Genomic DNA, 18,220 nt, shown 5'->3' with positions numbered 1-18,220 from the left:
AGAACCGGGCCGTTCGGGTCGGGAACGACGGGACCGGGAGGGTTCTCCCGCCTCCTGTTCCCGGAGAGAGACGATCGCGGAGAGAGACGAAGGGGCGCACATGACGCGGTTCTGGCTCGGCGGCTACGGCGCCGACATGGAGGGATCCGCCGACGGCATCGGGCTGCTGGCGGGCGGCGACGACCACCCGGGACGGGAGCGTGCGCCGATCCGGTCGCTGGGCTACCGCGGCGCCGTCGCGCCCGCGCCGTCGCCGTCCTGGCTGGCCGCCCATCCCTCCCTGGACGTCGTGTACGCGGCGCTGGAGGGCTCGGGCGAGGTCAGAGCCTTCCGGCGGAACGGGGACACCGGGTTGTCCTCGTTCGGCGAGCCGCTGGCGGCGGGGGCGGCCGTGTGCCACCTCGCCGTGTCCCCGCGCGGCGACGCGCTCGTCGCGAGCTGCTACGGCGACGGGCGCGTCGTGCGCTTCGGGCTCGGCCCGGACGGCGCGCTGATCGCGCCCGCGGCGGACCGGGCTCAGCGCGCCGCCGCCGTCCGCGCCGCGCTGCTCGGCGAGGGCCCCGACGCGTCCGCGGACACGGCCCGCCCGGCGGATCCGCACCCGGCCGCGGACCCCTACGCGGCCGACCCCGATCGCCTCGACCCGAACGGCGACCCGCGCGTCACGCACGCGCACGCGGCCGCGTTCCTCCCGGACGGACGGATCGCGACGACGGATCTCGGCTTCGATCTCGTGCGGTTCTGGCGTCCCGGCGCGGACGGGGGCCTCGTCCCGGATCACGAGGTGGTGCTGCCGCGCGGCACCGGCCCGCGCCACATGGTCGTTCACCCGAGCGGCCACCTGCACGTGGTGACCGAGTACTCGTGCGAGGTGTTCACCCTCGCCGCCGGACCGGACGGACGGTGGTCGATCGCGGCGGCGACCACGGCGACGCCGCTCGCGCAGATCGGATCCGACTACCCCGCCGAGCTCGCCCGGTCCCGGGACGGCGCGACGCTCTACACCGCGCTGCGCGGGAGCAACACGATCGCGGCCCTGCGCGTCCGCGGGGACGGCGGCACCGTGGAGCCCCTGGCGCTCGCCGAGTCCGGCGTGGACTGGCCCCGCCACCACCTCGTGCACGAGGGGGCGCTCCTGGTCGCGGGGCAGCGGTCCGACGAGGTGGCGATCCTCGATCTCGACGAGCGCACCGGAGCCCCCGGGCGGGTCCTGCACCGGGCCCCCGCGCCGACCCCGACGGTGATCCTCCCCGTCCGCTGAGTCGCGTCCTCCGCGCTTCGGAACCCGGGATCCGCCGGGAATCGCCCCGTGCCGTCCGCGGTTCTGCAAGGGTGGAGACACCCCGACGACGGAGAGGCGGCAGGCGGATGGACGAGTACGACCTGATCGTGCTGGGCGGCGGTCCGGTGGGCGAGAACGTGGCCGACCGCGTCGTGCAGGCGGGCCTCACGGCCGTCATCGTGGAGAGCGAGCTCGTCGGCGGCGAGTGCTCCTACTGGGCGTGCATGCCGTCCAAGGCGCTGCTGCGCCCGGCCCAGGCCCTGCGGTCCGCGAAGCGGGTGCAGGGCAGCGCCGAGGCGGTCACCGGCGGCCTGGACGTGCGGGCGGTCCTCGCCCGGCGCAACGGGTTCGCCTCCGACTGGTCCGACGACGGCCAGGTCGGCTGGCTGCGCAGCGCGGGGATCGACCTCGTCCGCGGCCACGGGCGTCTGGTCGGTCCGCGGGAGGTCGAGGTCGCCACGGCGGACGGGGAGCGGCGGACGCTCTACGCCCGGCACGCGGTCGCGATCAGCACGGGCTCGGACGCGGTCGTCCCCGACATCCCCGGTCTGCGCGACGCGGGTCCCTGGACGAGCCGCGAGGCCACGAGCGCGCAGGAGGTGCCGGCGTCGCTCGCCGTGATCGGCGGGGGCGTCGTGGCCGTCGAGATGGCCACGGCGTACGCCGCGCTCGGCTCGGACGTGACGGTCATCGCCCGGCACGGCCTGCTCGGCGGGATGGAGGCGTTCGCCGGGGAGCAGGTGGCCGAGGGCCTGCGCGAGCTCGGCGTGGACGTGCGCACGGACACCGGGGTCGACCGGGTCGAGCGGCGGGAGGCCGCCGTCGTCGTGACGACGGACGCGGGCGAGGTCGTCGCGAGCGAGGTCCTGGTCGCGACGGGGCGGCGCGCGCGCACGGAGGACCTGGGCCTGGAGACCGTCGGGCTGGAGCCGGGGGCGTGGATCCGCACCGACGACACGCTGCGCGTCCCCGGCGTCGACGGACTGTACGCGGTCGGGGACGTGAACGGCCGGGTGCTCCTGACCCACCAGGGCAAGTACCAGGCGCGCGCGGCCGGGGACGCGATCGCCGCCCGCGCGCTCGGCGAGCCGGTGGACGAGCAGCCCTGGGGCCGCCATGTCGCGACGGCCGACGCGGCCGCGGTGCCGCAGGTGGTGTTCTCGGAGCCGGAGGTCGCGGCGGTGGGCCTCACGGAGGCGGCCGCCCGCGAGGCGGGACGCCGGGTGCGCGCCGTCGACGTGGAGTTCTCCTCGGTCGCCGGTGCGGGCCTGCACGAGGACGGCTACCGGGGGCGGGCACGGATGGTCGTCGATGAGGACCGCGGGGTGCTGCTCGGCGTCACCATGGCGGGTCGGGACGTCGCCGAGCTCATCCACGCCGCGACGATCGCCGTGGTCGGCGAGGTCCCGCTCGCGCGGCTCTGGCACGCCGTCCCGTCGTATCCGACGATGAGCGAGGTGTGGCTGCGGCTGCTGGAGGCGTACGGGCGGGATTCGGCCTGATCGGCCGATCTCCGCCCCCATGTCGGTGGCGTCCCCTACGCTCGAATTCGACCCAGGAGGAACGAGCATGAGAGCTGTACTCGCAGGGACCGTGATCGCCGAGGCCGACGACGCCGAGACGATCCTCATCGAGGGCAACCACTACTTCCCGCCGTCCGCGGTGCGCGAGGGCGTGCTGGTGGAGAGCCCGACGCCGTACACCTGCCCGTGGAAGGGCGTGTGCCAGTACTACTCGGTCGTGGCCGACGGAGAGACGCACGCCGATCTGGCCTGGTCCTACCCCGAGCCCTACCCCTCCGGGATCCAACGGGTCGGCCGGGACTTCTCCGGGTACGTCGCGTTCGCCCCCGGGGTGGAGGTGGAGCGCTCCTCCGGGTGAGGGCCGCGGAGCAGGGATCATGATCGAGTTCCGATCCGTCACCAAGCAGTTCCCCGACGGCACGCGCGCCGTCGACGACTTCAGCCTGGTCATCCCGCCGCGGCGCACCACGGTGCTGCTCGGCTCCTCCGGATGCGGCAAGACCACGCTGCTGCGGATGATCAACCGCATGGTCGACCCGACCTCGGGCACCATCGAGATCGACGGCACGAGCGTGGGCGACCGCGAGCCGGTGGCCCTGCGCCGCAGCATCGGGTACGTGATGCAGAACGGCGGCCTCATGCCGCATTTCACCGTGCTCGACAACGTCGCCACCGTGCTGCGGCTGAACGGCGTCGGTCGTTCCGAGGCGGCCGACCGCGCTCGCGAGATGCTCGACACCGTGGGCCTGGACCGCGCGCTGGCCGACCGGTACCCGGCGCAGCTCTCGGGCGGCCAGCAGCAGCGCGTGGGCGTCGCGCGCGGGCTCGCCGCCGACCCGAACATCCTGCTGATGGACGAGCCGTTCGGCGCGGTGGATCCCATCGTGCGCACCGAGCTCCAGGAGGAGATGCTGCGTCTGCAGCGCGAGCTCGGCAAGACCGTGGTGTTCGTCACGCACGACGTGGACGAGGCCTTCCTTCTCGGCGACCGGATCGTGCTGCTCGACGTGGGCGCGCGGATCGTCCAGCAGGGCACGCCCGAGGAGATCCTGCAGGCCCCCGCCGACGACTTCGTCTCCGCCTTCGTCGGCGCCGACCGCGGCCGGCGCGCGCTTCACCTGAAGAGGACGCCGCAGGGGACGATCGTCGTCGACGCCGACGGCCGGATGCAGGGCGCGCTCCGTGACGACGGCAGCGGCGCCGCGACGCCGGCCGGAACGACCGCGGACGCGAGCGGCGGCTGACATGCAGTGGATCGCGGACAACGTCGGGCTCATCCTCGAGCTCGCGCTGGTCCACCTGCGGCAGAGCCTGATCGCCATCGTGCTCGGGCTGGTGATCGCCGTGCCCCTGGGCTGGTTCGCGGCGCGCTTCCGGCTCGTGCGCGGTCCGGTGATCGTGCTGACGGGGCTGCTCTACACGATCCCGTCGCTCGCGCTGCTGATCCTCATGCCGTCCGTGCTCGGCTACTCGGCGATCAGCGAGACGAACCTCGTCATCGCCCTCACGATCTACGCCGTGGCGATCCTCGTGCGCTCGGTGGCGGACGGGCTGGACTCCGTGGACGCGGACGTGCGGCGGGCGGCCACGGCGATGGGGTACGGATCCGCGCGACGGTTCTGGGCGGTGGACCTGCCGCTGGCGGGACCGGTCATCCTCGCGGGGCTGCGGGTGGCGGCGGTGAGCACGATCTCGCTGGCCACGGTCGGCATCCTCATCGGCGTCACCAACCTCGGGTACCTCTTCACGACGGGCCTGGACCGGCGCCTGATCGAGGAGGTGTTCGCCGGCGTGGTGGCCACGGTCGTCCTCGCGCTCCTCGTCGACGCGCTGCTCGTGGTCCTCGGCCGCCTCGTGATGCCGTGGGAGCGGGTCACGGGGCCGCGCGCCCGGCGCCGGCCCCGGCGGGTCGCGCCCGTGACGGAGGGGGCGGCCGCATGAACCTGTTCGCCGAGGCCTTCGCCTGGCTGGTCGCGCCGGAGCGCTGGCAGGGCAGCTACGCCCTGCCGGTCCTGCTCGGCCAGCACCTGTTCTTCACGGTGGTGTCCGTGGCGATCGCGTTCGTGATCGCGGCGCCGGCCGGCTGGGCGATCGGGCACACCGGCCGCGGCCGCGAGGTGGCCGTCGCCATCTCGGGCGCGGCGCGCGCCCTGCCCTCCTTCGGTCTGCTCATCCTGCTCGTGCTGCTGTTCGGGGTGCTGCAGACGCCGACCGCGGGGTTCGTGACCTTCGTGCTCCTCGCCATCCCGCCGATCCTCGCCGGGGCGTACACCGGCATCGAGGCGATCGACCCGCGGGTGCGCGACGCCGCCAAGGCCATGGGGATGACGCCGTGGCAGGTGTTCGTCAAGGTCGAGCTGCCCCTCGGCCTGCCGCTCGTGGTGGGGGGACTGCGCTCGGCGGTGCTGCAGGTCATCGCGACGGTCACCATCGGCGCCTGGGTGAACCTGGGCGGGCTCGGGTGGCCGATCATCCAGGGGCTGCCGCTGCGGAGGTTCGACCAGGTCCTCGCCGGGGCGCTCCTCGTCGCCCTCCTGGCCCTGCTCGCCGACCTCCTCTTCGCGCTCCTGCAGAAGGCCGTCGTCCCGCTCGGCGTCCGCGAGGTGCCGCGTCCCCGTGCCGAACGGCGCTCGCGCGCTCGCGGGGCGGTCCGCGCCGGCACCACCTGACGCGCCGGATCCCCCGCCCGGACGCCAGACCCACACCACAGTCCAGACCCCGTTCACAGACCCAGACCACAGCACAGACCACCGGAGAGAGGAACCACCATGTTCACTGCTCGACTGTCCCGCACCCTCCTCGCCGCCGGAGCCCTGACGGCCGCCGCTCTCGCGCTCACGGCGTGCGGGTCCTCGTCGTCCCTCGGCGGCGAGACGAGCGCCCCGTCCGACAACGGCGGGGGCGACACGATCGTCATCGGATCCCAGGCCTACTTCTCGAACGAGATCATCGCCGAGATCTACGCGCAGGCGCTGGAGGCCGACGGGCAGACCGTGAAGCGCCAGTTCAACATCGGGCAGCGCGACGCGTACATGCCCGAGGTCGAGTCCGGCGCGATCGACCTGTTCCCGGAGTACACCGGGAACCTCCTGGAGTACCTCGACGACTCGGCGACCGCGACGAGCCCGGAGGACGTCTACGCGGCGCTCACCGAGGCGCTGCCGGACGGCCTGGTCGCGCTCGACTACGCCGAGGCGTCGGATCAGGACACCTACACGGTGACGAAGGCCTACGCCGAGGAGCACGGTCTCACCTCCATCGGGGACCTGGCGAAGGTCGGCGGGACCATCACCGTCGGCGCGGCTCCGGAGTTCGAGCAGCGGCCGTACGGCCCCGCCGCCGCGAAGGAGGTCTACGGGGTCGACCTCGCCTTCTCGGCGACGGGACCGACGACGCTCGAGTCGCTGCTCGCCGGCACGATCCAGGTGGCGGACGTCTACACGGCGGACCCGGCCTTCGAGACCGAGGACATCGTGGCGTTGAAGGACCCGGAGAACATGATCCTGTCCTCCAACGTCGTGCCGATCGCCAGCGCGGACGTGGAGGGCGAGATCGCCGACACGATCAACGCCGTCAGCGCCAAGCTCACGACCGAGGAGCTCGTGAAGCTCAACGTGCAGAGCACGGTCGACAAGAAGGAGCCGAAGGAGATCGCCGCCGCCTGGCTCAAGGCCAACCTGGGCTGATCCTGATCGAGGCCCTTCGGGGTCCGTAACGGCGATTCGGGGCGTGCCCCGGGGTGTGAGATCCCCGGGGCGCGCCCCGAATCTCGTCGGGCTGGGCGGGCTGGGGACCGGTCAGACGCGGGAGTCCTGGCGGGGGATCCACACCTGCTTGATGACGATGAGCAGCGAGGCGGTGACCGGCACCGCCACCAGCGCGCCGAGCAGGCCCAGGAGCGTCCCGCCGACGAGGGCTCCGATCACGACGAGGGAGCCGGGGATCGAGATCGCCCGGTTCATCACGCGCGGAGTGATCACGTAGGCCTCGACCTGCATGTACACGACGTACACGAGCGCGAACACGAGGGCCGCGATCGGGCTCGTGAACAGGGCGATCCCCGTACCGATGATCCAGAACAGCACGGATCCGACGAGCGGGATGAGCGTGATGAGGAACGCCACGGTCGCCATCAGCGGCGGGAAGGGCAGACCGAGGAACAGGTAGAGGAGGAACACCAGCACCGCGTTGATGAACGCGAGCACGACCATGCCCATCACGTACCCGCCGACAGACTCGGCGATCTGCGAGCTGATGTCGCTGATGCGCCGCCGGTCCCGCGCCGGGGCGAGACGGACGAGCCCCTTCTTCATGGACGGGAGCGTGGCGAGGAAGTAGAGCGTCAGCACGATGACGATGAGCGCGCCGGACAGCCCCGTCGCGATGGCCCCGCCGACCTGCAGGGCCACGCCGCCGACCTGCAGCGCGCCGCCGCCGATCTGCAGCAGGCGCGCGGGGTCGCTGAGGAACTTCTCGATCTCCGCGACGACGTCGGTGAGTCCCACGCCGAACTGCTGCTGGAGGCCTGCGTAGAAGTCGCTCGCCAGGAAACGGTCGATCGTGCCCGGGATGGATTCGATGAAGGCCGCGATCTGGCTCACCACCGTGGGGATGATCGACATCACGATGACCGCGAGGACGACCGCGAAGCCGACGATCACGATGACGACCGCCCACGCCCGGGGGATCCGCCGCTTCTCCAGCCATTGCACGGCGGGGTTCAGCCCGAGTGCGGCGAACAGCGCGAAGGCGATGTAGATGAGGACGGTCGAGATGTTCGACAGCGCAAGGCCCAGGAGGATCGCGGTCAGACCGCCGAGGACGACGAGGAAGCCGAAGCTGAACGGCTTGTCGATGCGCGTCCAGAACGACGCCCGCGGGACGCCCGGCTCCGCGACCGGGGCCGCGGTGGCGGGGTCGGATCCGGGAGTGTCGACGGGCCCGGCGGGATCGGCGCGGCGCACCGACGCGTCCGTCCCGGGATCCGCCGCGTCCGTGGCGACCGCGTCCTCCGCACGCGCCGGCGTGCGCGCGGCCGCGTCGGTGTCTTTCCCCTGAGCGCTCATGGGGCCACACTATCCAGGCCCGCACACGCGCCCGGGTGCGGATCGCCGCGCCGACGCGGGCGGGCTCGCCTCTAGGGTGGAGGGATGACCGCCGCGACCGATCCCCGGGCCGAACTGCTCCGCCTGCGCGCGAGCATCGACAACATCGACGCCGCGCTCGTCTTCATGCTCGCCGAGCGCTTCCGGTGCACGCAGCAGGTGGGGGCGCTGAAGGCCGAGCACGAGATGCCGGCCTCGGACCCGACACGCGAGGAGCAGCAGGTGGCCCGCCTGCGCGCGCTCGCCGAGGAGGCGCACCTGGACCCGGAGTTCGCCGAGAAGTGGTTCAACTTCGTCGTCGCCGAGGTGATCCGCCACCACACCGAGGCGGCCTCGGGCCGCTGAGGCGCCCGCGCGCGCTCAGACGAGCTCGGCCGAGACGACGTGCGCGGCGGCGCCGCGCAGCACCGCGTCCGTCACGGTCCCGCAGTGCACGTCCACACGGGCGTGAGGGAGCTGGGCGATCGCGGCGAGGGAGTCCTCTAGGGCGGTGCGGAAGGTCTCGTCCGCCACGGTCTCCGGGCCGCTGAGCACCACGCGCGGCAGGTCGAGGGCCGAGACGATCGCGGCGAGCGGCAACCCCAGCCGCTGCCCCGCCTCGGCGCGCACCGCCTGCCGCGCGTGGTCGTCCCCCGCCGCCGCGATCCTCCGGTCCAGAGCAGGGGCGCCCACCCAGGCGTGCACGCATCCCTCGCTCCCGCAACGGCAGGGCTCCCCCGTCGTCCCCCCGACGTCGATGTGCGCGAGCTCCTTCGCGCCCGGACCGGTGACGCCCAGGCCGTCGCCGGCGTACTCGGCGACGATGGCCGTGCTCACGCCCGTCCCGATCCGCACGAGGAGGAAGTCCGTGCCGTGGGTGCCCGCGTCCCGCTCGGCGCGTGCGGCGAGGTCGGCCTCGGCGGCGACGTGGACCGGCAGCCCGCCGAGGTCGGTCGTCAGCAGCGCGGCGGAGAGCCCGTCGGCCGCGGCGTCGCCGACGGGCAGGCCGATCCCCACGCCGAGGACGGGATGCGCCGTGCGCGCGGCGAGCCCGGCGACGAGGGTGCCGAGGTCGGACGCGAGCTCCGCCGCCGTGTCGCCGGCCCGGCGCGGCGTCGCGGTCCGGTGCAGGATCCGTCCGTCGGGGGCGCAGACCGCGGCCCGGATCCGGCCGGGATCGGACAGATCGATCGCGACGGCCTGAACCGCGTCCCGGTCCACCTCGAGCATCACCGCAGGCTTTCCCGGTCGCGACGCGGAGCGGTGACCGGTCTCGAGGATCACTCCGTCGGCCAGCAGGTCTCGGACGACCTCGGAGATCGTCGGGCGGGCGAGCCCGGTGAGGCGCGACAGATCCGCCCGGCTGGCCGTCGTCTCGCGCAGGAGAGTGCGCAGGACGACGCCGCGGTTGTGGCGCCGGATCGACTGCGCGAGGGGGACCGGGGCGACGGCGCGCGCGCCGGCGAGCCCGGCGGCGAGGGCGGGCGCCGTCGTCATGCGGTGCACCTCGTAGGGTGGGGATACGGCACAGGGGCCCCCTCGCGACCATCCGAGCGTCGGGCGACGCAACTTAGTTCAGTGACTAAAGTATGTAGCGCGAGCGTAAGGACGTCCCCGCCGGTTTGTCAAACATCGACCGTCCCCGTGCCCGGGAGGATCCGCGGCCATGCTGCAGAACATCGACGAGCTCGACGGCCAGGCGGCCCTGCGCCGGGTCAACCTGCGGCGCGCCCTGCAGCTCGTGATGGACCGGCCGGGCGTCCAGACCCGCGCCGGGATCGCACGGAGCACGGGGCTGACGGCGGCCACGGCCTCCTCGCTCGTGGCGGAGCTCATCGACACCCGGCTCATCCGCGAGGGCGCGCCGGCCGCGAGCACGGGCGGCAAGCGCGCGACGACGCTCGACGTGGACGCCCGTCACCACCTCGTCCTGGTCGTGGTCCTGCGCGCGACGGACGCCTGCCTGTCGCTGGTGCGGCTGGACGGCTCGGCGGAGCACGAGGAGCCCCTCGCGTACGCGCCGGCGGATCGGGACGAGTCCCTGCGCCGGGCGATCGGCGAGGTCGCCGCGCGGTTCTCCGGGCGTCTTCTCGCGGTCAGCGTGCAGCTTCCGGGTGCGACCGACGGGCGCGTGGTGCTGGAGAGCGTGCAGCTGGGATGGACCGACCTCCCGCTCGCGGCGCAGCTGGAGGAGCAGGTCGGGGCGCCGGTGATCCTCGTCAATGACGTGGATGCCGAGGCCGTGGCCGAGGCGATCGCGGGCGAGGAGCCCCGGGGGCGCCGACTGTTCCTCCACGTCGGAAGCGGCATCGGCGGCGCGATCACGGTCGACCGCGAGCTCGCCGCCGGCCCCCGCGCACGGGTCGGCGAGATCGGTCACGTGCGCGTGGTCACCGGGGCGCAGGCGCGGCCCTGCCGCTGCGGCGGGACCGGATGCCTGGAGTCGGCGGCGTCGCTGTCGGCCATGCTCGGAGACGACGTCGTGGAGGGGAGGGACGCGGAGGATCTCGCCCCGCTCCTGGCGACCGCGGACGACGAGGCGCTCGCGCACGGCGCCCTGGCGCTCGGGCGCGTGATCATCCTGCTGACGGCGATGCTGGATCCGGTCGAGGTCGTGATCGGCGGGCCGGTCGCGCTGCTCGGCGACCGATTCCTCGATCGCGTGCGCGCGGAGCTGTCGTACGTGCCCCGGGGCGCGAGCGCCGTGCCGGTGCGGGCTGCGGATGTCCGGATCGCCCGCTACGCCGGGGCGGCGCAGCTCGCCCTGACGGCGGTGCTCGGGGTGCGGTGGAATCCCGCCCAGGTCCTGCGCGGGTGAGCCAGGGCATCCGTGGGGCGCGACGGTCACCGCCTTGCCCGGGAACGCTTGGCGTATTACGATCGATTCAGCGTCAAAACGATCACAAACCTTCAGTTGATCGGAGCAGCCGCTCACGGCGACGCGATCGACGACGGGAGACCGCCATGACCGAGACGACCACCGCTCCGGGCGCCCACATGCGTGCGGAGCTGGACTCCCAGCCCGAGACCTGGGCCCGTGCCGCGGCGATGCGCGACGAGCAGCGCCGCCTCCCCGCGGCGGGCGAACGTGTCGCGGTCGTCGGCTGCGGCACCTCCTGGTTCATGGCGCAGTCCTACGCGACGCTGCGCGAGTCCGCCGAGGCCGGCGGGGAGACGGACGCCTTCGCCGCATCCGAGGCCTTCGTCGGCCGCGGCTACGACGCCATCGTCGCCCTCACCCGCTCCGGCACCACCACGGAGGTGCTCGAGCTCGTCGAGCGGGTGCGCTCGGCCGGCGCGGATCGCCCGCGGCTGATCGGCGTGATCGGCGATCCGGCGTCCCCCCTCGTCGACCTCGTCGACGACGCGCTGCTGCTGCCGTTCGCGGATGAGCGCTCCGTCGTGCAGACCCGCTTCGCGACGACCGCGCTCGCCCTCTTCCGCGCCGCGCTCGGCGAGTCCCTCGACGCCGCCGTGGCGGACGCGCGCGCGGCGCTCGACGACGTCGACCCCAGCCTCTCCGACGCCGAGCAGTACAGCTTCCTCGGCCGCGGCTGGACCGTCGGGCTCGCCCACGAGGCGGCGCTGAAGATGCGGGAGTCCTCGCAGACCTGGACCGAGTCCTACCCGGCGATGGAGTACCGGCACGGCCCGATCGCGATCGCGGCGCCGGGACGGATCGCCTGGCAGTTCGGCACGGCGCCGGACGGCCTCGCCGGCCAGGTCGAGGCGACCGGAGCCCGCTTCGTCCAGCACCCCATCGACCCGCTCGCCGACCTCGCGCGGCTGCACCGGGTGGCCCTGGACCGCGCGCTGGCCCGCGGGCTGGACCCCGACCAGCCGCGCAACCTCACCCGCTCGGTCATCCTCGAGCCCTGAGCCGTCCGTGACCGCCGCCCTCGCTCCGACGCCCGCCGGGCTGCGATCGCTCGGCCCGGGACCGGCCGTCCTCGCGTTCGACGTGGGAGGGACGGACGTCAAATCCGCCCTCGTCGACCGCTCCGGCGCGCTGCGCGGTCTGCGGCGCACCTCCTCGCCGGCACCCGGCGCGGACAGCCCGCAGCGCCTCCTCGACCTGCTCGTGCGACTGGCGGACGACCTGCGCGAAGACCACCCGGGGATCGAGCCGGACGCGGCGGGGCTCGTCGTCCCCGGCATCGTCGACGCCCCGGCGGGGATCGCCGTGTTCAGCAGCAACCTCGGCTGGCGCGACGCCCCGCTCCGCGATCTCGCGACCGCGCGGCTCGGGCTCCCCGTCGCCTTCGACCACGACGTGGCGACGGGCAGCTGGGCCGAGCACCGGATCGGCGGCGCACGGCCCTTCGACGACGCCGTCGTGCTGATCATCGGCACGGGGGTGGCCGGCACGCTGATCCTCGACGGCCGGCTGCACGCCGGCGGCGGCTACGCGGGCGAGATCGGACACTCCCCGCTGGGGGACTGGCCCTGTCCGTGCGGGGCCCGGGGGTGCCTGGAGGCGGTCGCGTCCGCGGGCGCCATCGCCCGCCGCTACCGCGACGAGAGCGGCCGGACGGCGGACGGCGCCCGCGAGGTGCTGGCGCTCGCCGCCTCCGGAGACGCCGTCGCGGCCCGGGTGTGGGACGAGGCGCTCGACGCGCTGGCGATGTCCCTCGCCCAGCTCACCGCCGTGCTCGCTCCCCAGGCGGTCGTGATCGGCGGAGGGCTCTCCCGAGCCGGGGCGCCCCTGTTCGACGAGCTGCGCCGCCGTCTCGCGGATCGGCTGAGCTTCCACCGCCTCCCCGAGCTGGTGCCGGCCGAGCTCGGCGGGGACGCCGGGATCCTCGGATCCGCCCTGCGGGCGCGCGCGCTCCGGGAGGCGTCGTGATCGTCACCGTCACCCCGAACCCCGCGCTCGATCTCACCTGGCAGGTCGAGCGCCTCATCCCCGGCGGGACCCACCGGGCGCCGACCGGACGCTCCCGCGCCGGAGGCAAGGGACTGAACGTCGCGCGCGTCGCCCACGCCGAGGCGGCCGAGGTCTGCGCCGTCGCCACGGCGGGCGGGACGACCGGGGAGGAGTTCTCCGCCGAGCTGCGCAGCAGCGGGGTCCCGCATGCGCTGGTCCCGGTGCGGGCGTCGACCCGTCGCAGCGTCGCGCTCGTGGACGAGGCGGCCGGGGACACGACGATCGTGAACGAGCGCGGCACGGCGCCGTCCGCCGAGGAATGGGCGGCCGTGCGCCGCGCCGTCGCCGACGCCGTGAGCCGGGCCGCGTCGCCCGTCCTCGTGGTGGCGGGGAGCATCCCGCCCGGAGCGCCCGAGGGTCTCGTCGAGGACCTCGTCCGGTGGGGACGGACCGCGGGGGCGACGGTGATCGCCGACACCTCGGGGCCGGCGCTCCTGCGGGCCGCCGACGCCGGCGCGCACGTGCTCAAGCCCAACGCCGCCGAGCTGCGGGAGGCGACAGGACACGAGGATCCCCTCGCCGGAGCGGCGGAGCTGATCCGGCGCGGGGCGGAGCTGATCCTGCTCTCCCAGGGTCCCGACGGGATGCTGGCCGTGGTGTCTTCCCGGTTTGGGGCGCCGGATGGGGCCGACGGGCCCCAGGGCGGGCCCCGAGGCCCCGAGACGCGCCCCGAACCCGGGGAAGGCGGGGGAACCGGGGAAGGGGGGATCCGGATCCTGCGCGCGCGGCTCGCCGAGCCCCTCGCCGGCAATCCGACCGGCGCCGGGGATGCGGCCGTGGCGGCGTGCGCCGTGCTCCTCGCCCGGGGCGTGCGGGACCCGCTGACCCTGCTGCGCCGGGCCACCGCGTGGTCCGCGGCCGCCGTGCTCATGCCGCTGGCGGGCGAGATCCACCCCTCCTGGCCTCAGCTCGAGGCCGCCCTGCTCATCGACAGCCCCACCGGGCACGCGTCCGACCCGCGCGCCACGACCGCCCCCGAACCGAAGGACACCCCATGACCCTCGTCTCCGCCCGCGAGCTCGTCCAGGACGCCGCCTCCCGCGGCGTCGGCATCGGCGCCTTCAACGTCATCCACCTGGAGACCGCCGAGGCCCTCGCCCTCGCCTCCGAACGCACCGGGCTGCCGGTCATCCTGCAGATCTCGCAGAACTGCGCCGACTACCACGGCGGCCTCGAGCCGATCGCGCTCGCCGCCCTGGCCGTCGCCCGGCGCGCCGCGACGCCGGTCGCCGTGCACCTTGACCACGCCGAGCGCCCCGAGCTCGTCGACGAGGCGGTGGCGCTGGGCTTCGGCTCGGTGATGTTCGACGGCGGGACGCTCGAGTACGCGGACAACGTCGCGCTCACCGCCCGGGTGACCGAGCGCGCGCACGCCGCCGGCGTGCACGTCGAGGGCGAGCTCGGCGAGGTCGGGGGCAAGGACGGCGCGCACGCGCCCGGGGTGCGCACGGATCCCGACGAGGCGCGGGCGTTCGTGGCCGAGACCGGCGTGGACGCGCTCGCCGTCGCCGTCGGGTCCTCCCACGCGATGACCGACCGCACCGCGGCACTGGACCTCGACCTCATCGCTCGGCTGCGCGCGGCGCTGGACGTCCCGCTGGTCCTCCACGGGTCCTCCGGGGTCCCCGAGGACGCGCTCGTCGCCGCCATCCGTGCGGGGATGACGAAGATCAACGTGTCCACCCACCTGAACGGCTTCTTCACCCGCGCGGTGCGGGCCCGGCTCGCGGCGGACGAGCGTCTCGTCGACTCGCGGAAGTACATCGCGCCGGGGCGCGAGGCGGTCGCGGAGGAGGCGGGCCGGCTGCTGCGCCTGTTCGCCGGCGCGCAGGAGCACGGGCGGGCGGAATGAAGCGGACGGCACGTCTGACGGCCATCCTGGACCTCCTCGCGGCCCAGGGCGAGATCACGGTCGAGGAGCTCGTCGACCGGTTCGGGGCGTCCCCGGCCACCGCGCGCCGGGATCTGGACAGCCTCGCCGAGCAGCGCCTGCTGACCCGGACGCACGGCGGAGCCGTCGCTCAGTCCGTCGCCTACGAGCTGCCCATCCGGTACAAGAGCCACCTGCGGGCGGACGAGAAGGATCGGATCGGCCGCGCCGCCTCGGCGCTCGTGGCGCCCGGTTCCGTCGTGGGCCTGTCCGGGGGGACGACCACCACGGCGATCGCCGCCGCCCTCGCCGCCCGCGACGATCTCGCCGACCAGCCGCTCACCATCGTCACGAACGCGGTGAACATCGCCGCCCAGCTCGCCACCCGGCCCGACATCAAGGTCGTCGTCACCGGTGGCGTGATCCACTCGAGGACGTACGAGCTGGTGGGGCCGTTCGTGGAGCAGCTGCTGCGCGGGATCCGGCTCGACGTCGCGTTCATCGGGGTGAACGGCATGGATCCGGTCGACGGGGCGAGCACGCACGACGAGCGGGAGGCGGCGGTGAACCGGATCATGGCCGAGCGTGCGCGCCGGCCGATCGTCGTGGCGGACTCCGGGAAGATCGGTGCGAGCGCGTTCGCCGCGGTCGGGGACGCGTCGCTGTTCCCGACCCTGCTGACCGACACCGGGCTGTCGGCCGCGTACCGCACGGCCTTCCAGGACGCCGGCTACGAGGTGCTCCTCGCCGACTGAGCGGAGCGATCCGCGTCGCCGAGGCCGGGCTGCCCGGGCCAGGTCGCCCGTCCTCGGGCGAGCATGAGGAGGGGGTGCCGCGCTCCCCGCGCGACACCCCCGTGGAATCGTGTCCGTCGGCGCGTCCCCAGCACGCGCATCCCCAGTTCCGACCGCGTCCCCTCACGCTCCCGGCTCCCTCGGAAGTTCCCCGCATGACACCTTCCGACGAACAGGAGTCCCGGAGTGCCGGTCTGATACATCGAATGGAGAAAAAGGTTCTCCCGCCGTGTCCGCCTCGGCGTCGGAGCGGTCAGAAGCCGCTGCCGTGGCACTGGAACGGCGTCCGGTGACCCGTGTCCGCCGCCGCGGCGGACAACGCGGCCGCCGGATCGAGGCCGGCGCGCAGGCTCCCGTGCACGGCCCCGAGCAGCTCGCAGGCGACGTCGTCGGGGACCACGACGGGCGAGGAGACGACGCAGCGGGTGCCCGCGTGCAGCCACACCCGGGTCATCCCCAGCGCCTCCTCGCCGCCGCGGACCGACGAGCGGCCGAGCTCGCACGCCGAGAGCAGGACCACGGCGGGAGGACGCGGGACGAGGTCCACGTCGTAGCCGAAGAGGATCCCGTCGGCGAGCTCGAGGCCCGAGAACAGCGGGTTGTCCACCGTATGCCGGCCGTGCGCGGCGACGTGGAGCACGTCCGACCCGCCCGCCAGCGCGGTGACCGCCTCGACGCCGGCCGCGGCGCCGGTCAGGACCACGGGGGCGTCCCAGGCGGCGGCCGCCGTCGTCACCTCCTCCTCGGCGCGCGCCACGTGCGGCCCCGCGGCGAACCCGGCCCGTAGGAGGGGTGCCGGGGCGGTGCGCCGTTCGTGCAGCCAGCGGGAAGCCGAGGTCGCGAGCGTGAAGGGGCGCCCCGACATCGCCGGGAGCATGCCCCACGGAACCCCGGCGAGGACCCCCGGCGCCGTGATCAGCGCCCGCACGCGGGGGCCGGATCCCGCGATCACCGGTGCGAGCAGGGCTGCGTCGAGCCGGCGGAGCCGGTCGTCGAGGGCCCGCCGGACGACGGCGGCGAGCGGGCCGGAGCGCACCGCCGCCGAGACGTCGAGATCCGCGCGGAGGCCGCGCAGGTCCTCCTGCACGGCGTCCCAGGGGAGCGGGACCAGGCGTGAGCCCGCGGTCGTCGTCACGAGGCAGACGAGCCGGTCGCCGGTGAACACGTACGCGAGGGCGACGGTGTCCGCATCGAGGGCGCGCCGCAGCTCCGCCAGCGCGGCGCGCGGACGGGCATCCCCCGCCCCCGTGGCCGTCCACTGCCGCTCGCGGGCACGATCCCGCAGCGCCCGCACCCGCGGATCCTGCGTCCACTCCTCACCCGCGAGCTCGCTGCGCAGCATCCGCAGCTCTCCGAGGTCCGCGGCCAGCGCGGCGTCGTGCGGGGGCCGGACGGGCGCGATCCGCTGGCTGAGGTGCCGCGCGCGCTCGGACCAGTCGAACACGGTCCGCGGGTCCCCGTCCGCGACGGCCGCGGCGAGGCCCTGCCGCACGAGCTGCTCGCCGTGCACGGCCGTGGAGGCCTGGAGGTCGAGCGCGCCGAAGGAGCTCTGCCACCCCGTCAGCAGGTCCAGGCCGCGCGCCGCGTACCGGCGTGCGTGGCTGCGGCGTCCCTCGCGGGCGGCGCGCTCGGCGCGGACCTCGGCGGCCCGCAGGCGCAGGGGCAGCGGTGCGGCGCGGGGGAGACGCGGAAGGGCGGTCCCTCCGGCGTCGCGCGGACCGCGTCGTCTCACCTCGTCGAGCGCCGCGCCGAAGCGCACGGCCGCCGCCTCGCTGCGGAAGCCGGCCGCGTCCAGCGCCTCGGCCGCGGTGCGGAACGCCTCGGGTCCGGGACTGCGGCCCTGCGCGAGGACCGCGTCGAGGCGGATGGCGTCGCTGCGCGCGGCCCAGCTGCCGCTCCGGAGCGCGCGGAATCGGCGTCCGGCGGTGCGCGCGACCCGCTCGGCACGCACCGGATCGTGCCGGAGGAGGGAGCGGGCGAGGTGGAACTCCGCCTCCGCCCGCGCCTGCCGCATGCGCGCGCGGCCGAAGGTCGCCGAGACGCTCTCCAGCAGCTGCTCGGCCTCCTCCGCCAGCCCCGCGTCGCGCAGCACCTCGGCGCGGTCCAGGTCGCTCATCGCCGCGCTCAGGTCCGACTCCGCGGCGATCGCCGGGCGCGAGCGGGACATGAGCTCCAGAGCCAGCACGAGGTCGCCGCGGAGGAGCGCGACGTACCCGAGGTTGTGCGCGGCCTCTGCGGTGGCGGTCTCGTCGCCGGCGGCGCGGTAGAGCGCGACGGACCGCTCCAGGTCCTCCGCTGCGGCGTCGAACGCGCGGCGCTGCATGCGCACGAGCGAGCGGTTGAGCAGGCAGTTCGCGAGCTCGACGCCGTCCAGACCCGCGATCGCGCGGCCCAGCATGTCGTCCGCCTCGTCGAGTCGTCCGGCCCGCGTGAAGAGGACGCCGAGCTGACCGGCGAGCACGGCGCGGGTGTGCGGGCCGGCGTCGTCGGCGTCGAGGGCCGCGCGGCACAGCTCCTCGGCACGGGCGGGCTCGCCGGTCTGCGCGAGCAGGTAGGCGGTCGTCCCGGCGATGCGGGCCCGCAGGTCCGGGTCGGCCCCGGGGTGCGCCGCGGCGCGATCCAGCAGGCGGCGCCCCTCGACGTACCGCTGCGCGTTCGTCGCGGCCAGGCCGCGTTCGTACAGCGCGCGTGCCGCCGCCGGCGCGGTTCCCGGGCTCCCCATCCCCTCAGGATGCCGTGT

General features: G+C 74.7%; 17 protein-coding genes. 14 read left to right on the top strand and 3 right to left on the bottom strand.

Going from position 1 to position 18,220, the window contains the following annotated elements; all coding sequences use genetic code 11:
• Positions 1-100 precede the first annotated feature (100 nt).
• From V6R91_RS08630 to V6R91_RS08600, 7 genes are all read left to right on the top strand, one after another.
• Positions 101-1,261, top strand: a complete 1,161-nt coding sequence (locus tag V6R91_RS08630; RefSeq protein WP_336395177.1) for a lactonase family protein — start codon at positions 101-103, stop codon at positions 1,259-1,261.
• A gap of 107 nt (positions 1,262-1,368) precedes the next feature.
• On the top strand, positions 1,369-2,784 hold the full coding sequence (locus tag V6R91_RS08625; protein WP_336395176.1) for a dihydrolipoyl dehydrogenase family protein: 1,416 nt from the start codon (positions 1,369-1,371) through the stop codon (positions 2,782-2,784).
• 67 nt (positions 2,785-2,851) lie between these two features.
• Complete coding sequence (locus tag V6R91_RS08620) at positions 2,852-3,163, top strand: DUF427 domain-containing protein (protein WP_067250294.1); 312 nt, start codon at positions 2,852-2,854, stop codon at positions 3,161-3,163.
• A 19-nt stretch (positions 3,164-3,182) separates the two neighbouring features.
• A complete protein-coding gene (locus V6R91_RS08615) occupies positions 3,183-4,049 on the top strand; it encodes an ABC transporter ATP-binding protein (RefSeq protein WP_336395175.1) in 867 nt (288 codons plus the stop codon).
• 1 nt (position 4,050) lies between these two features.
• Positions 4,051-4,746, top strand: coding sequence for an ABC transporter permease (locus V6R91_RS08610; RefSeq protein WP_067250301.1), 696 nt, complete (start codon positions 4,051-4,053; stop codon positions 4,744-4,746).
• Positions 4,743-5,474, top strand: coding sequence for an ABC transporter permease (locus V6R91_RS08605; RefSeq protein ID WP_336395174.1), 732 nt, complete (start codon positions 4,743-4,745; stop codon positions 5,472-5,474). Before V6R91_RS08610 ends, V6R91_RS08605 begins: the two co-directional genes overlap by 4 nt.
• A gap of 99 nt (positions 5,475-5,573) precedes the next feature.
• Positions 5,574-6,491, top strand: coding sequence for an ABC transporter substrate-binding protein (locus V6R91_RS08600; protein WP_336395173.1), 918 nt, complete (start codon positions 5,574-5,576; stop codon positions 6,489-6,491).
• Positions 6,492-6,602: 111 nt separating this feature from the next.
• Here the strand turns inward: V6R91_RS08600 and V6R91_RS08595 are convergent, their stop codons facing one another.
• Positions 6,603-7,871, bottom strand: coding sequence for an AI-2E family transporter (locus V6R91_RS08595; RefSeq protein ID WP_336395172.1), 1,269 nt, complete (start codon positions 7,869-7,871; stop codon positions 6,603-6,605).
• An 84-nt stretch (positions 7,872-7,955) separates the two neighbouring features.
• Here V6R91_RS08595 and V6R91_RS08590 point away from each other — a divergent pair, with 84 nt between their 5' ends.
• A complete protein-coding gene (locus tag V6R91_RS08590) occupies positions 7,956-8,255 on the top strand; it encodes a chorismate mutase (protein ID WP_219086096.1) in 300 nt (99 codons plus the stop codon).
• A 15-nt stretch (positions 8,256-8,270) separates the two neighbouring features.
• On the opposite strand, the gene V6R91_RS08585 is transcribed toward V6R91_RS08590, so the two are convergent.
• Positions 8,271-9,386, bottom strand: a complete 1,116-nt coding sequence (locus tag V6R91_RS08585; protein WP_336395171.1) for an ROK family transcriptional regulator — start codon at positions 9,384-9,386, stop codon at positions 8,271-8,273.
• 169 nt (positions 9,387-9,555) lie between these two features.
• Here V6R91_RS08585 and V6R91_RS08580 point away from each other — a divergent pair, with 169 nt between their 5' ends.
• The 6 genes from V6R91_RS08580 to V6R91_RS08555 all read left to right on the top strand — a co-directional run bounded on the left by V6R91_RS08580 (position 9,556) and on the right by V6R91_RS08555 (position 15,441).
• A complete protein-coding gene (locus V6R91_RS08580; protein ID WP_336395170.1) occupies positions 9,556-10,707 on the top strand; it encodes an ROK family protein in 1,152 nt (383 codons plus the stop codon).
• Positions 10,708-10,853: 146 nt separating this feature from the next.
• Entirely contained in the window at positions 10,854-11,768 is a 915-nt protein-coding gene (locus V6R91_RS08575) for an SIS domain-containing protein (protein ID WP_336395169.1), read from the top strand.
• Between the two features lie 7 nt (positions 11,769-11,775).
• On the top strand, positions 11,776-12,735 hold the full coding sequence (locus tag V6R91_RS08570; protein WP_336395168.1) for an ROK family protein: 960 nt from the start codon (positions 11,776-11,778) through the stop codon (positions 12,733-12,735).
• The gene (locus V6R91_RS08565) at positions 12,732-13,814 is read left to right on the top strand and encodes a 1-phosphofructokinase family hexose kinase (RefSeq protein ID WP_271059357.1); all 1,083 of its coding nucleotides are present in this window, start codon (positions 12,732-12,734) and stop codon (positions 13,812-13,814) included. The genes V6R91_RS08570 and V6R91_RS08565 overlap by 4 nt, the downstream gene beginning before the upstream one ends.
• Complete coding sequence (locus V6R91_RS08560) at positions 13,811-14,668, top strand: class II fructose-bisphosphate aldolase (RefSeq protein ID WP_219086090.1); 858 nt, start codon at positions 13,811-13,813, stop codon at positions 14,666-14,668. The genes V6R91_RS08565 and V6R91_RS08560 overlap by 4 nt, the downstream gene beginning before the upstream one ends.
• Complete coding sequence (locus V6R91_RS08555; RefSeq protein WP_067250784.1) at positions 14,665-15,441, top strand: DeoR/GlpR family DNA-binding transcription regulator; 777 nt, start codon at positions 14,665-14,667, stop codon at positions 15,439-15,441. Before V6R91_RS08560 ends, V6R91_RS08555 begins: the two co-directional genes overlap by 4 nt.
• 292 nt (positions 15,442-15,733) lie before the next feature.
• On the opposite strand, the gene V6R91_RS08550 is transcribed toward V6R91_RS08555, so the two are convergent.
• Positions 15,734-18,202 (bottom strand): CHAT domain-containing protein, encoded by a 2,469-nt coding sequence (locus tag V6R91_RS08550; RefSeq protein ID WP_336395167.1) that lies wholly within the window; start codon positions 18,200-18,202, stop codon positions 15,734-15,736.
• Positions 18,203-18,220: the final 18 nt, after the last annotated feature.

It is taken from the genome of Microbacterium sp. CCNWLW41 (assembly GCF_037083505.1).
This window is presented reverse-complemented; position numbering and strand designations above follow the sequence as displayed.

Excerpts from the sequence above, each read along its gene's own strand:
- V6R91_RS08630 (WP_336395177.1), top strand. The coding sequence starts at position 101 with ATGACGCGGTTCTGGCTCGGCGGCTACGGCGCCGACATGGAGGGATCC.
- V6R91_RS08625 (WP_336395176.1), top strand. The coding sequence starts at position 1,369 with ATGGACGAGTACGACCTGATCGTGCTGGGCGGCGGTCCGGTGGGCGAG.
- V6R91_RS08620 (WP_067250294.1), top strand. The coding sequence starts at position 2,852 with ATGAGAGCTGTACTCGCAGGGACCGTGATCGCCGAGGCCGACGACGCC.
- V6R91_RS08615 (WP_336395175.1), top strand. The coding sequence starts at position 3,183 with ATGATCGAGTTCCGATCCGTCACCAAGCAGTTCCCCGACGGCACGCGC.
- V6R91_RS08610 (WP_067250301.1), top strand. The coding sequence starts at position 4,051 with ATGCAGTGGATCGCGGACAACGTCGGGCTCATCCTCGAGCTCGCGCTG.
- V6R91_RS08605 (WP_336395174.1), top strand. The coding sequence starts at position 4,743 with ATGAACCTGTTCGCCGAGGCCTTCGCCTGGCTGGTCGCGCCGGAGCGC.
- V6R91_RS08600 (WP_336395173.1), top strand. The coding sequence starts at position 5,574 with ATGTTCACTGCTCGACTGTCCCGCACCCTCCTCGCCGCCGGAGCCCTG.
- V6R91_RS08595 (WP_336395172.1), bottom strand. The coding sequence starts at position 7,871 with ATGAGCGCTCAGGGGAAAGACACCGACGCGGCCGCGCGCACGCCGGCG.
- V6R91_RS08590 (WP_219086096.1), top strand. The coding sequence starts at position 7,956 with ATGACCGCCGCGACCGATCCCCGGGCCGAACTGCTCCGCCTGCGCGCG.
- V6R91_RS08585 (WP_336395171.1), bottom strand. The coding sequence starts at position 9,386 with ATGACGACGGCGCCCGCCCTCGCCGCCGGGCTCGCCGGCGCGCGCGCC.
- V6R91_RS08580 (WP_336395170.1), top strand. The coding sequence starts at position 9,556 with ATGCTGCAGAACATCGACGAGCTCGACGGCCAGGCGGCCCTGCGCCGG.
- V6R91_RS08575 (WP_336395169.1), top strand. The coding sequence starts at position 10,854 with ATGACCGAGACGACCACCGCTCCGGGCGCCCACATGCGTGCGGAGCTG.
- V6R91_RS08560 (WP_219086090.1), top strand. The coding sequence starts at position 13,811 with ATGACCCTCGTCTCCGCCCGCGAGCTCGTCCAGGACGCCGCCTCCCGC.
- V6R91_RS08555 (WP_067250784.1), top strand. The coding sequence starts at position 14,665 with ATGAAGCGGACGGCACGTCTGACGGCCATCCTGGACCTCCTCGCGGCC.
- V6R91_RS08550 (WP_336395167.1), bottom strand. The coding sequence starts at position 18,202 with ATGGGGAGCCCGGGAACCGCGCCGGCGGCGGCACGCGCGCTGTACGAA.